The organism is Rheinheimera sp. KL1 (assembly GCF_001275035.1).
Lineage (GTDB): Bacteria > Pseudomonadota > Gammaproteobacteria > Enterobacterales > Alteromonadaceae > Pararheinheimera > Pararheinheimera tangshanensis.
In genome coordinates, this window is record NZ_LAMX01000033.1 from 46291 (window position 1) to 58621 (window position 12331).

The 12331-nt window shown below is 46.7% G+C and carries 11 protein-coding genes; 4 read left to right on the forward strand and 7 right to left on the reverse strand.

Features of this window, described 5'->3' with window-relative positions; all coding sequences use genetic code 11:
- Positions 1–97: 97 nt before the first annotated feature.
- The 3 genes from WH43_RS18175 to WH43_RS18185 are packed head-to-tail and all read right to left on the reverse strand — an operon-like array spanning position 98 to position 3212.
- Positions 98–1129: an RDD family protein gene (locus tag WH43_RS18175; RefSeq protein ID WP_053425980.1), complete on the reverse strand. Its 1032-nt coding sequence runs from the start codon at positions 1127–1129 to the stop codon at positions 98–100.
- Positions 1130–1186: 57 nt separating this feature from the next.
- Positions 1187–2419, reverse strand: coding sequence for a vWA domain-containing protein (locus WH43_RS18180; protein ID WP_286050005.1), 1233 nt, complete (start codon positions 2417–2419; stop codon positions 1187–1189).
- Positions 2367–3212, reverse strand: a complete 846-nt coding sequence (locus WH43_RS18185) for an AAA family ATPase (RefSeq protein ID WP_053425982.1) — start codon at positions 3210–3212, stop codon at positions 2367–2369. The genes WH43_RS18180 and WH43_RS18185 overlap by 53 nt, the downstream gene beginning before the upstream one ends.
- Positions 3213–3338: 126 nt before the next feature.
- Between WH43_RS18185 and cysK the strand changes: the two genes are divergently transcribed.
- Together cysK and WH43_RS18195 are read left to right on the forward strand one after the other, a co-directional pair.
- Positions 3339–4310, forward strand: coding sequence for a cysteine synthase A (cysK, locus tag WH43_RS18190; RefSeq protein WP_053425983.1), 972 nt, complete (start codon positions 3339–3341; stop codon positions 4308–4310).
- Between the two features lie 105 nt (positions 4311–4415).
- Complete coding sequence (locus tag WH43_RS18195) at positions 4416–4859, forward strand: hypothetical protein (RefSeq protein ID WP_053425984.1); 444 nt, start codon at positions 4416–4418, stop codon at positions 4857–4859.
- Positions 4860–4992: 133 nt separating this feature from the next.
- Here the strand turns inward: WH43_RS18195 and WH43_RS18200 are convergent, their stop codons facing one another.
- A complete protein-coding gene (locus WH43_RS18200) occupies positions 4993–5724 on the reverse strand; it encodes an enoyl-CoA hydratase (RefSeq protein ID WP_053425985.1) in 732 nt (243 codons plus the stop codon).
- Between the two features lie 21 nt (positions 5725–5745).
- Entirely contained in the window at positions 5746–7482 is a 1737-nt protein-coding gene (gene ggt / locus WH43_RS18205) for a gamma-glutamyltransferase (RefSeq protein ID WP_053425986.1), read from the reverse strand.
- Positions 7483–7630: 148 nt separating this feature from the next.
- Here ggt and rrtA point away from each other — a divergent pair, with 148 nt between their 5' ends.
- Entirely contained in the window at positions 7631–8230 is a 600-nt protein-coding gene (gene rrtA / locus WH43_RS18210; RefSeq protein WP_286050006.1) for a rhombosortase, read from the forward strand.
- Here rrtA and WH43_RS18215 read toward each other — a convergent pair.
- Entirely contained in the window at positions 8193–8879 is a 687-nt protein-coding gene (locus WH43_RS18215; protein ID WP_053425987.1) for an RluA family pseudouridine synthase, read from the reverse strand. The two genes, rrtA and WH43_RS18215, sit on opposite strands and share 38 nt — an antisense overlap.
- Before the next feature lie 104 nt (positions 8880–8983).
- Here WH43_RS18215 and WH43_RS18220 point away from each other — a divergent pair, with 104 nt between their 5' ends.
- Complete coding sequence (locus WH43_RS18220) at positions 8984–9643, forward strand: RluA family pseudouridine synthase (RefSeq protein WP_152342898.1); 660 nt, start codon at positions 8984–8986, stop codon at positions 9641–9643.
- A gap of 45 nt (positions 9644–9688) precedes the next feature.
- Here WH43_RS18220 and WH43_RS18225 read toward each other — a convergent pair whose 3' ends face one another.
- Positions 9689–12142 carry a S9 family peptidase gene (locus WH43_RS18225; protein ID WP_053425989.1) on the reverse strand — a complete coding sequence of 818 codons (2454 nt, stop codon included), beginning with the start codon at positions 12140–12142 and terminating at the stop codon, positions 9689–9691.
- Positions 12143–12331 lie beyond the last annotated feature (189 nt).

A 12331-nucleotide genomic window follows, 5' to 3' on the forward strand; every position in this document is an offset into this window, starting at 1 on the left:
ATACCTTTGTCATAAATGCAACTTCTTTTGATGAGTTGCTAAATTGGTGGCTATTCTAGCTTAATACGACCACGACCTGCCGAGATTTTTTATTCGCTCAAGGCTGTTGGATCACGACAGTGCTGGCGACTTTATCTTGTATCGCTTGTCGGTTTGGATCCCATAAAATCTGCGCAAACCCAATCAGTCCTGTTGCAAAACCTGCGCCGTAACCACCTTGCCGGCTAAAGGAGGCCCACAAGGTCAAAGACTGGTTATCCAGTTGCACCACACGAATACCAGTCAATAACTTGCCTATGGTCTGGCCGTTATTCCAACTGACAAAAAAGGTAAAATAAACCATAGCCCAACCATAACCCAGGCCAAAGTCGGCCAGTATGCCTTTGACCCATTTGATCAGGCTGTAATCTGAGTTTTTTAGCTTATCCAAGATTGAAGAGGATTCTTCGTTGACAGCTTCAGTTTTAGTAACAACGGGCTCCGCAGCCACTGCTGTGGGTTCTGTTACATACTGATCCAGTAAAGCACGTTTTTCAGTACCTTTAAGCTCAGTGATATCCAACACCTCATTCAGCAAATCTCTCTGGTGTTCAGCACTGACTCCAGACTCTTGCAGCTCAAGCGCCAGCTCTTTTATCTTGTCTTCGACGCATCTGTCATCACAGGCTTTGCTGGACAACTCTATCGACACTTTAGCCAGTTCAGCACCTGCATGCGGGGTTAAATTCATGTCTGAGGCTGAGGTCCTATCCTGCTCCTGTTCTTGCACCAGCTGTGGCGCCCAGCTTAAAGTCCCCAGCATAGCCAGAGTTGCAAACACCATCAGCAACAGATGATTGCTGTTGTGGGTTTTGTATCTGTTCCAGCATAAATACAGCATAGTGGGTAACACAAATATCAGACTGGCCGATGCCAGACCGCTGATAATTAAGCCGTCTATACCCATGGCAACCCCACGACGCAGGGGTTTGGCCAAAGGCTGGCCTATCAGCTCATCAGCCACAAAAAAAGCATGAGGCGTGACTATTTGCCGAACTTCTTTTTTGGTCAGTTGATGGCCCGTCTCGTCAACAAAAGTGTCGGGCGCAACTTCTCTGATATCCTGATGGTCCGGCTGTTCGTGCTGCATTAAATTTTCCGTAAATGCCTGATGAATAAACCACTTTAATCAGTTCGTCTGGCCTTTTCAATGCCGCTTTGATAAATGCCGGATGGCACCGCTTAAACCGTCCAGCGTCATAGCATACATCTGGTTTTGCATCAGTTTTTGCAGTATTTCAATGGAGTGATAATGGCTCCACCAGGCTTGCGGCTGTGGGTTGAGCCAGACTGCATTGGGAAAATGCGCCAACAAGCGTTTTAACCAGACTTCGCCGGATTCAGGGTTAAAATGCTCGACACTACCGCCCGGATAGGTGATTTCATAGGGGCCCATAGTGGCGTCCCCCACAAAAATGACTTTGTAGTCACTATGATAAGTCTGTACCAGTTGAGTAATAGAGACTGCGTCAGCACTGCGTCTTTGATGAGTGCGCCATACCTGTTCGTACGGGCAGTTATGAAAGTAAAAAAACTCCAGATGCTTAAATTCAGTGCGGGCGGCAGCAAACAGCTGCTCACATTCATGAATATAATCATCCATAGAGCCGCCTATATCAAAAAACATCAGCACTTTGACGGCATTATGCCGCTCCGCCTGAAACTTTAAATCCAGCCAGCCCGCTTGCTGAGCTGTGGCTTTAATAGTGCCGTTTAAGTCCAGTTCTGTGGCTTGTCCGGTACGGGCAAAACGCCGCAATTGTCGCAGTGCCAGCTGCATCGCTCTGTGATTCAGTTCGGCATTTTGATCAAAGTCTTTAAAATCACGCTTATCCCAAACTTTAACCGCCCGGCGCTGACCACTGCCCTGCTGGCCAACTCTGATACCTTCAGGGTGAAAGCCATAAGCACCAAAAGGGGAAGAGCCGCCTGTGCCTATCCATTTATTGCCGCCAGCGTGTTTTTCCTGCTGCTCTTTTAAACGTTGCTTAAATTGCTCCAGCAATTGCTCCAGCCCACCTAAAGAAGCCAGTTTGGCCTTATCTTCGTCACTCAACTGCCTAATCAGTCCGGGCAATAGCCAGTGGTCCGGAATAAGCGAGGCTAAATCCAGACTTTCAATGCCTTCAAAATACTCTGCAAAAGCACGGTCAAATTTGTCGTACTGGCTTTCATCTTTGACCAGACACAAACGCGCAAGCAGATAAAAGTCATCTGTACTTGCAAATATAAGTTGCTGCTGCAACGCCTTGAGTAAATCCAACAGCTCCGTGATACTGGATTTCAAACCGTATTTTCGTAAAGTTAAAAAGAACGATATCAGCATATCAACGGCCAGCGCGACGGGCCATAAAGGCCAGTTTTTCCAGCAAAGCGACATCTTGCTCATTTTTCAGTAAGGCGCCATACAACGGCATCAAACCGCCCTGATGTTGTTTATCCTGCAATACCGATGGCGCTATTTGTTCAGCCAACAAAAGTTTTAACCAATCCAGTAACTCAGAAGTTGACGGCTTTTTCTTCAAAGCGTCTACCGCTCTTAAGTCAAAAAACACCTCTAACGCGGCAGTTAATAACTCGGCCTGTAGTTTAGGAAAATGCGCCAGCACTATTTGAGTTAAGGTGTCTTTGTCCGGAAAGCGGATGTAGTGGAAAAAACAGCGACGAAGAAAAGCGTCTGGTAATTCCTTCTCGTTGTTGGAGGTGATCACCACTATTGGCCGTTGCTTTGCAGTGATACGTTCTCCTGTTTCGTAGACATCAAAGGACATCCGATCGAGCTCGTGCAATAAATCGTTAGGGAATTCAATATCAGCTTTGTCAATTTCATCAATCAGCAACACAGGGCGTTGTTCTGCGGTAAAAGCAGTCCAGAGTTTACCCGGTTTGATGTAGTTGCTGATGTTGGCCACCCGCTCACTGCCCAATTGGCCATCACGTAAGCGGGATACTGCATCGTATTCATACAAACCTTGCTGAGCTTTACTGGTGGATTTGATTTGCCAGTTAATCAAATCAGTGCCTAAGCTTGCGGCTAATTCTTCTGCTAAGCGGGTTTTGCCAGTACCAGGTTCACCTTTGATCAATAAAGGTTTTTCTAAGGTCACTGCAGCGTTAACGGCCAGTGCCAATTCAGGAGATAAAATATAGTGTTCTGTGCTTTGGAAAATCATCTGTGATTACTTCTTTTTTAAAGGACAGGCTTAAGATGGGAATATCTTATATCAAATCTTTTCTTTCGTTTTAACAAGGCGCGGGTATTCTTATACCCATTCATCAAACCCTGAAGGTTTTTTATTATGTCAAAGATCTATGAAGATAACTCACTCTCTATTGGTAACACGCCGCTGGTGCGCTTAAAGCGTGTCACTTCAGGTGCCAATGTATTCGCCAAAATCGAGTCCCGTAACCCTAGTTTTTCAGTGAAATGTCGTTTAGGTGCGGCGTTAATTTGGGATGCGGAGAAAAAAGGTCTGTTAGGTCCAGGTAAAGAAATTATCGAACCTACGTCTGGTAATACAGGTATAGCTCTGGCTTTTGTTGCTGCCAGCCGTGGTTATGCTTTAACTCTGACCATGCCTGCGACCATGAGCTTAGAGCGCCGCAAGCTGCTCAAAGCTTTAGGTGCCAATTTAGTGCTGACTGAAGGCGCGAAAGGCATGAAAGGCGCTATTGAAAAAGCCAAAGAAATTCTGGCGTCCGATCCTGACAAATACGTATTTTTACAACAGTTCGAAAACCCGGCCAACCCACAAATTCACTTTGACACTACAGGTCCTGAAATTTGGAATGACACAGATGGTAAGGTGGATATCTTCGTTGCTGGTGTAGGCACAGGCGGTACTATTACGGGTGTCAGTCGTTATATTAAGCAGGAGAAAAAGCATCCGCTAATTAGCGTGGCCGTGGAACCTGTGGACTCTCCAGTGATCACTCAGGCGCTGGCTGGTCAGGAAATTAAGCCTGGCCCACATAAAATTCAGGGGATAGGCGCAGGTTTTATTCCGGGCAACCTGGATTTATCCGTCATTGATGCGGTAGAAACTGTCAGTAATGACGATGCCATTGCAATGGCTCACCGTCTGATGAAAGAAGAAGGTATTCTGGCAGGCATTTCTTCAGGTGCAGCAGTCGTTGCAGCCAAACGTCTGGCAGAAAAACCAGAAAATGCTGGAAAAAACATTGTGGTGATCATTCCAAGCTCCACAGAACGTTATTTATCAAGCGCACTCTTTGCCGACTTCTTCACTGAAAGCGAATTACAAGCTTAATCAAGTATTTAGAACTACAAAAAGGCTACTTCTGTGGCCTTTTTCTTTACTTTTGCTACGGAGTTCCCCAGACTGTAGGTTGTTTATTTCATTTGGGTAAAACGAATGCAAAAAATTTTAGCACTACTTTTTTCATTGCTGCTGTTCGCCTGCTCTGAAGATGGCCCCAAAGTAAATGCCGATTTAGGCTCACCCGAATTTGCTGCCGGTGAGTTTTTTCATTCGTTGTACACCACTAAAGATTTAGAGCGTGCCAAAGCGCTGAGCACAGAATCTTACGCCCGTATTCTGGATGCGTATGGCAATACCAGAGGCGTGGTACGCACCTTATACAACATGAGTTTTGATGAAGTGGTGATTAGCATTGACCGCACCGGCAAAAACCTGCGTGAGCAATATGGTAACCATGCCGAAATCACTATGTTGTTTGAAGGCAAAAGCAACGGCAATAAAAAAATAGAGCTGCGCATTGTTAAAATGGTAAAAGAAGATGGCCGCTGGCTGGTAGAAGGGGTCAAACCTAATCCTTATTCACGAACAGACGTCTGATAAGCTTCTGACGTGAAGCTGCAGCATCGTTGCCTGCAGGCTATAGCTCCAGTCACAGAGCTGAACTCTGCTGCTGGGGTCTCAATCACTTGCCGCCTCCCTGCAGCTTCAACCAATGTGGCTGTGCTGCAGGTTACCCCCTAAAAAACTGCTGGATCACCCTTTGACAATCTGGTCCTTGTAATAAACGACTAAAATCCACCAGCTCCAGCGCTATCGTCTGCTGTACAGCACTGCCCGTCTTCATCAGTTTTTTACTGCTTTGCACCGCATCTGTTGGTAAAGCTGCCAGCTTCCTCGCCTTATTCAGGGCAAACTCCAGCACCTCTTCTTTTGCCACCAATTGATTCACCAAACCTATACGCCAGGCTTCATTGCCATCTATAGCCTCTGATAGCAATAACAGACTGCTGGCACGCTGGTGGCCAATCAGCAGAGGCAACAACAGGCTCGACCCCGCTTCAGGACATAAACCCAACTGGGTAAAAGGCAACTGAAAACGACAATCAGCAGTGCTGTACACCAAATCACAATGCAGCAGCACCGTAGTACCAATACCTATTGCCAAACCTGCCACAGCAGCGACTACAGGTTTTGGAAACTTCGCCATTTCATACAAAAACATCACTGTTGGATGAGTGTCATTGAGCTCACCACTTTGTAGAAAATCAGCTAAATCATTGCCCGAGGAAAAACACTCTGCAGAGCCTTGCAGCAGAACTACGTTGACCGCATCATCCTGCGCCGCTTGCTGCAATTGCTGCACCAGTTGCTGATACATCTGCTTGTTCAGCGCATTTTTTTTATCCGGCCTGTTCAGAGTCAGGCTTAACACGCCATCCTCTGTCGATACTTTAATACTCATGTCTTGTCCTGATCCTTTTGCTCACTGACCCGCTGCAATGCCTTCACGTCTTGGATCGGCAGCACCTTCCAAACGGTCTTTTTTAATCTCTACAGCATGAATGCCACTATTCAAATCGGCTAATTTTGGCTTGTATCCCAGTTCTAACAATGCCGGCACCAGCTGGCTTAAGTTGGTATTTTGCTCCAGTACTAAGCCATCATTTCTGTGAGTAAAACGTGGTAAGTTGGCTGCTTGTTGCGCATCCATATCCCAATCAAGCACAGCCACCAGGTTTTGCGCTACATAATTAATAATGCGGCTGCCACCCGGTGAGCCTGTGATGTAGACCAAGCTGCCGTCTTTATCAAACACCATCATAGGAGCCATTGAAGAGCGAGGTCTTTTCTTAGCTTCTACTCTGTTGGCCACCCAATAGCCATCTACTTTTGCTTGTAATGAAAAATCGGTTAGCTGGTTGTTCAGTAAATAGCCATTCACAAATAGTCCTGAGCCAAAAGCATTTTCAATACTGGTGGTCATACTGACTGCATTACCTTTACTATCCACTACAGATAAATGGCTGGTGTTAGCAAACTCAATGGCGTTGCCTGATGCCAAAGGTTCGGCGCCTTGCGGCTGACCAGCAACAGCTGCAGCGCCTTCTGGAGCAGTTAATAAGCCAGCTCTTTGCTTCAGATAATCCGCTGCCAGCAAGCCCTGAACCGGCACTTTGACAAAATCCGGATCAGCCGCAAAACGTTCTCTGTCGGCAAAAGCTAATTTACCGGCCTGACTGATCAGATGAATAGCTTCTACTGAATTGGGTTTGAGTTTCGCCAGAGGGTAATATGACAACATCCCCATCATTTGCAGTACAGCTAATCCCCCTGAGCTTGGCGGTGCCATGCTGCAAATTTTAAACTCCCGGTAGGGAATACAAAGCGGCTCACGCTGTTTTGGCTGATACGCCTTGACATCAGCAAGGGTGATATTGCCAGCATTCACCGCGGCCTGCTGCACAGCTTCAACTAAAGCTTTTGCATTATCGCCCTGATAAAAAGCCTGACTGCCCTGTTTGGCAATTTTTTTCAGTAAGGCTGCGTAGTCGGGGTTTTTACGCACAAAACCTGTTGGCAACCACTGACCTTCGGTTTTGAAATAGGCGGCACTTAAGGCAAATTTATCCAGCCCCGGATTCCAATTGGCTTTAAGTAAACCCGCTAATCGGGGCGATACCGTAAAACCCTGCTCCGCAATTTCAATAGCCGGAGTAAAAAGTTCGGCCCATGGCAATACACCATGCTGTTGATGCGCGAGCTCCAATGCTTTGATCACTCCGGGCACACCCACAGCTTTACCACCGACAAAAGCCTCACGCCAGCTCATCAGCTTGCCGTTTTGCACGAATAAATCAGGTCCGGCGGCCGCAGGTGCAGTTTCACGGCCATCAATCGAAGTTAAGCTGTTTTTTTGTTTATCCCAGTGCAGTAAAAATAATCCACCACCAATACCTGAACTTTGTGGTTCCACCAGGCCCAGCACCAGTTGCATGGCTATCGCTGCATCGACCGCACTGCCCCCTTTAGCAAGGATCTGCTCGCCAGCTTTTACCGCCAACGGATTTGCAGCAGAGGCCATATAATGCCTGGCTATGACCAGTTGTTTTTGTTCTATAGCCGTGGTGGCTTCAGGATCGGTAATAGCGGCAAATAAAGCGGAGCTACTAAACAGCAAGGTCGCTGCCAGAGCCCAACATTTGGGTTTCATTGTTATCATTGTTTTTCCTACCTACGACAGACCTTCACCTTACCTAGTCGGGCCAGTTGGATCAATGACTGAAGCAGTTTTTCACGTTAAAAACCTTGACCTGAAGCGACGAATGCTTTTGCATAGCAGCAGTTTGATCAAGCACATGATGGTACTGATGAATTTTCGCGCGTTGTCTTCTTTCCAGTTCGGCCTGCTGGCTTTTGTTTTGCTACTGGTCGCCCTGCATTTTCTGCCTGAACAGTTGCGCTCTGTGCTGGAATACCACAGAGCTCAGCCGGAACAAATCTGGCGCGCTTTGACTGGCCATTTGCTGCACAGCAACCATTGGCATTTAGCAATGAACCTGGCGGCTTTGGTGTTGACGCTGATGCTGCATCAGCTTTACTACAGCCTCAAATCCTTTACCTTGCTGCTGCTCTTTGGTTGTCTGGGTATTAGTGTTCTTTTGTATCTGCTAAGCCCTGATATTCAAATTTATGTCGGTTTATCTGGCTGGTTGCACTGTTTTATTACTGTGGGAGCACTGCTTGATATCAACCATAAAATTCAATCCGGCTGGCTTATTTTATTCGGCGTATTTGCCAAAGTAGCTTACGAGCACTACCAGGGGCCAGATGCAGAACTGGCCGCTTTGATAGAGGCGAATGTAGCGATAGACGCTCATTTGTATGGGGTGGTCTGTGGTTTGCTACTTGGCCTGCTGTTTGTGCGTCTGATTAACACAATGCCTTTAAAAAATCAGCCTCAGCTTTAAAATGCATCAACTCACCGCTTTGTGGATGAGTGAACTCAAGTTCAGCAGCATGCAACATTAAACGACTGCTTTGTTGTTGCTGCGCGGGCTTTGCATAAAAAGGATCACCTAAAATTGCGTGCCCCATGCTTTGCATATGCAGCCGTAATTGGTGTGAGCGCCCTGTCACTGGCTCCAATTGCACCAAAGAGGCCTGATGTTCAGGTAATTCTTTCAGCACCTTATAGTGCGTCACCGAGGCTTTACCATCCGAACTGATTTTATACAAAGGCCTGTTGTCCGGATCTGCAGCTATGGCTTTATCAACAGTACCAACGGGAGGATATGGCACACCTGAAACCACAGCCTGATAGAGCTTTTTTGTCCCCCTGCTTTGGAACTCTTTACTGATGGTCGATAAGGCTTTTTTAGTCAGAGGCAACACTAATAAACCTGAGGTGTCATAATCCAGCCGATGTACCACAGCAGCATTTGGAAACTCTTGCTGGACACGGCTTATCAGGCAATCCTGATTTTGTGGGTGGCGACCTGGCACAGTGAGCAAATGCGCAGGTTTATTCACTACCAACAGAAATTCGTCCTGATACAGCAAAGTCCAGGCCTCTTTTGTGGCGGGTAAAATCGCCAAATCATCAATAGCAGTTTTCATCGACCAAATAACTAGATACAAAGTGAAGGCTAGTATGCCAGAATTGGGGCTATAACTGCAGTAGCTAATCTGTACTAACCATCTGTATGAATAAGAGTAAGTGGATGCAACGGCCTTTTGTGTATAACCCACCAACTAATCCCGTGCTGGATATTTTGTATCTGGATAAAGACATCTTGGTGGTGAACAAGCCCAGTGGTTTATTAACCAATCCTGGCCGCAGCGCAGAGATGCAGGATTGCCTGTTAAGCAGGGTGCAGCAGCAGTTTCCATTAGCCCAACTGGTGCATCGCCTTGATATGAGTACATCAGGTTTAGTGGTCTTCGCCCTTCGTCGTAAAGCTGAAGCGGTGTTAAAACAGCAGTTTGCCTCGCGCTCTGTGAAAAAAATCTATCGCGCCCGGGTCTGGGGTCAGATAGCTGAACAAGGTATGGTCAACGCACCATTGCTTGCGGATCCAACTCAGCCACCGCTACAAAAAATCTGTCAGAAAACCGGTAAAGCTGCGCTGACCTATTTTCAGCGGTTAAGTTTTGACGGTCAAAGCAGTTTAGTGGAACTCAGACCTGTGACTGGACGTTCGCATCAGTTGCGGGTGCATATGCAAAGCCTGGGGCATCCGATTTTAGGCGATGCTTTTTATGCGCATGACGAAGCATATGCCGCTGCGCCGCGTTTATTATTGCAGGCGCTGTGTTTAGAAGTGTATCAGCCTTATTCATCGCAATTATTGCGCTTTGAACTTGAACCGGATTTTGATTAAGTAAAAATGGGGTCAATTGACCCCATTTTCATTGGTATTGCTCTGTTACAGCTCTTGTTCAAATAAACGGAAGATGCGTTTGTACTCATCCAGCCAGCTGCTTGGCTGACGGAAACCATGTGGCTCGACCGGATAAATTGCTGTCTCAAAATTAGCATTTTCATGCTCAATTAAACGCTGTACCACCCGCACTACATCCTGAAAAAACACGTTGTCATCAACCATAGGCGCATTGATCAACAGTTTGCCTTTTAAACCTTCAGTAAAGTAAATAGGCGAGCTACGACGATAGGCTATAGGGTCAACATCTGGTGTGTTCAGAATATTTGAGGTGTAACCATGGTTGTAATAAGCCCAATCGCTGACAGGACGAAGTGCTGCACCGGCTTTAAATAGATCCGGTTGGGTAAACAGCGCCATAAAGGTCATAAAGCCGCCATAAGACCCACCATAAGTACCAATACGTTTTTCATCTACATGAGCATTGGCCACCAGGTATTTCACACCATCCACTAAATCCTGAGTCTCAGGCGTCCCCATTTGACGGTAAATAGCGGTACGCCAGTCACGGCCATAGCCTTTTGATGCACGGTAATCCATATCCAGCACCACATACCCTTTTTGGATCAGCAGGTTATGGAACAAATATTCACGGAAATAACCAGACCACCCCAAATCACTGTTTTGCAGATACCCTGCACCGTGGTTAAAAATCACGGCACGGCGTTTTTCGCCTTGCTGATAATCTTTAGGCAAGTAGAGTTTGGCAAATACCGGTTGTTTACCATGACTGGACGGAACTGCAACAACTTGTGGTGCCGCCAGATTTAGTGCGGTCAGTTCTTTAGATACGGTATAGGTTAACCGAGTCACTTTCGCTTTAGGTTTGTTGTCCATCAGGTACAACTCTGGTGGTGTTACAGAGTTAGACCAGGTCAACAGCAGCTTGTTTTCATCCGGCGATAACTGGTAATCGGCCGAGCCTTTTAAAGCCGTCATCTGTTCCAGTTGACCGTTATTTAACGCCACACGATAAATTTCATAAATACCAGGATGGCTGACGTTACCTTTGAAATACAGGTACTGATCGTTTTTCGATAGATGTGGGTTGCTGACTTCAAAAGTACCGGCCGTCAGTTTTTTCGCATCGCCATTTAAAGCTTTGACATACAAATGCGCATAACCTGACTCTTCGGACAGGTAATACAAGGTCTCTTTCTGGCTTAACCAGCCAAAGTCGTTAAAGCTGTAGTTGATCCAGGCCTCGTCATGCAAACGGTGCTGACTAACCAGGCGCTTCTTGGCAAAATCGACAGTCGCCAGCCAACGGTCTTTGTTGTCCCAGGCTTTGAGCATTACGGCAACCTGTGAACCTGAGTTATGCCACTGAATAGCGGACTGGTTCCAGCTCCAATCATTAATCAGCTCAATAGCACGAGGCGCCTTCTTCGACTGATAGGTTTTGCCTTGTGCTTTGGCATTTTCAGCTTTTACCGCCGCTAATACATCTTCATCAAAGCCAGGCAAGGTATCAAACTTCAGTTCTGTGGCTTGTTGAGTTTTGACATCCACTAAAAACAGCTGATGAGATTGAGGTTTCTGATCCGCCACACGACGACGCACCTCCTCTGCTGCGATCTGGCCTGAGGCCGTAATGTAGTTTGGCATAATGTCGGTTTTATCACGCCATTCAGCTTTGTCCGCGAGCGCAACCAAAAGCATATCGCCTTTAGGTGACAAACTGGCTGAAGCTATACGCTTGGTTTTATCCAAATACACCGCAGATTGTGCCAGAGCCTGATTTTGGCTGGCCAGTAATTGCTGCTGTTCAAATTTCTCTGTTTTGTTTTTATGGGTCAGCGCAATAAACTCTATCAGCTTGTGTTGCTCCTGAGCCATATAAGTGTCTGGCACTTTGGGAGCAGCTGGCTTCTCAGCATTTTTCAAACTAACCAGTTCAGTCAATGCGCCTGTATTCAAATCAAGCACCTGATAAGTCCAGCCTGAGCGGAAGACCAGTCGACCATCAGCTAAAAACTGTACTTCATCATAACGGGTCGAACTGCGCGTCACCTGGGTTAACTTGCCCTGATGCTTTACAAATACATTCCCTTCAAACAAGTAAGCCAGCGACTTACCATCCTGACTATAAACAGTCCGTGCTGACCCCATTAAATGCCAGTCGGCCATAGGTACAGTGGTAGTGACAGCACCCTGCGCTGCTTTGACGCTGTACCAGTCACGGATTTCAGAGCCCTGGCGTTTTTGCTGAAAATACAACTGACTGTTGTTATCGGCCCAAAAAGCACCTTCAGCAGGACGCCCCAACCAGTCCGGATCTGCCATGATCTGTTCCAGAGTCAAAGGCGCATGAGCCGGATTTTCCGGGGCTTTGACGCTAACAGGACTGAGTTGATAAGTTTGAGGTTCCGCTGCCACAGCAGAACCTATGACACTTGCTGCGACAAAAGCCGCTATTAACCATGGTTTTGTTTTCATTGATGTTCTTTTTTAGTGGTGGTTGTCAGCTCTTTATACAAAGAAACGTATCAAAGACCAAGAGCAGTCGGCGGCTGTTAGGTTTAATGGTGGCTGGCAGGCGATGAGCGGTGTTAAAGAATGAGGGATGAAGCCTAATGCCGATCAGATAAGCATTTTTCAGATCGGTTGACCGATCCAGTGGTTGAT

What these genes read in the sequence shown, in the direction of transcription:
- WH43_RS18175 (WP_053425980.1), bottom strand. Translation starts at nt 1,129, where the DNA reads ATGCAGCACGAACAGCCGGACCATCAGGATATCAGAGAAGTTGCGCCC.
- WH43_RS18180 (WP_286050005.1), bottom strand. Translation starts at nt 2,419, where the DNA reads ATGTCGCTTTGCTGGAAAAACTGGCCTTTATGGCCCGTCGCGCTGGCC.
- WH43_RS18185 (WP_053425982.1), bottom strand. Translation starts at nt 3,212, where the DNA reads ATGATTTTCCAAAGCACAGAACACTATATTTTATCTCCTGAATTGGCA.
- cysK (WP_053425983.1), top strand. Translation starts at nt 3,339, where the DNA reads ATGTCAAAGATCTATGAAGATAACTCACTCTCTATTGGTAACACGCCG.
- WH43_RS18195 (WP_053425984.1), top strand. Translation starts at nt 4,416, where the DNA reads ATGCAAAAAATTTTAGCACTACTTTTTTCATTGCTGCTGTTCGCCTGC.
- WH43_RS18200 (WP_053425985.1), bottom strand. Translation starts at nt 5,724, where the DNA reads ATGAGTATTAAAGTATCGACAGAGGATGGCGTGTTAAGCCTGACTCTG.
- ggt (WP_053425986.1), bottom strand. Translation starts at nt 7,482, where the DNA reads ATGATAACAATGAAACCCAAATGTTGGGCTCTGGCAGCGACCTTGCTG.
- rrtA (WP_286050006.1), top strand. Translation starts at nt 7,631, where the DNA reads ATGAATTTTCGCGCGTTGTCTTCTTTCCAGTTCGGCCTGCTGGCTTTT.
- WH43_RS18215 (WP_053425987.1), bottom strand. Translation starts at nt 8,879, where the DNA reads ATGAAAACTGCTATTGATGATTTGGCGATTTTACCCGCCACAAAAGAG.
- WH43_RS18220 (WP_152342898.1), top strand. Translation starts at nt 8,984, where the DNA reads ATGCAACGGCCTTTTGTGTATAACCCACCAACTAATCCCGTGCTGGAT.
- WH43_RS18225 (WP_053425989.1), bottom strand. Translation starts at nt 12,142, where the DNA reads ATGAAAACAAAACCATGGTTAATAGCGGCTTTTGTCGCAGCAAGTGTC.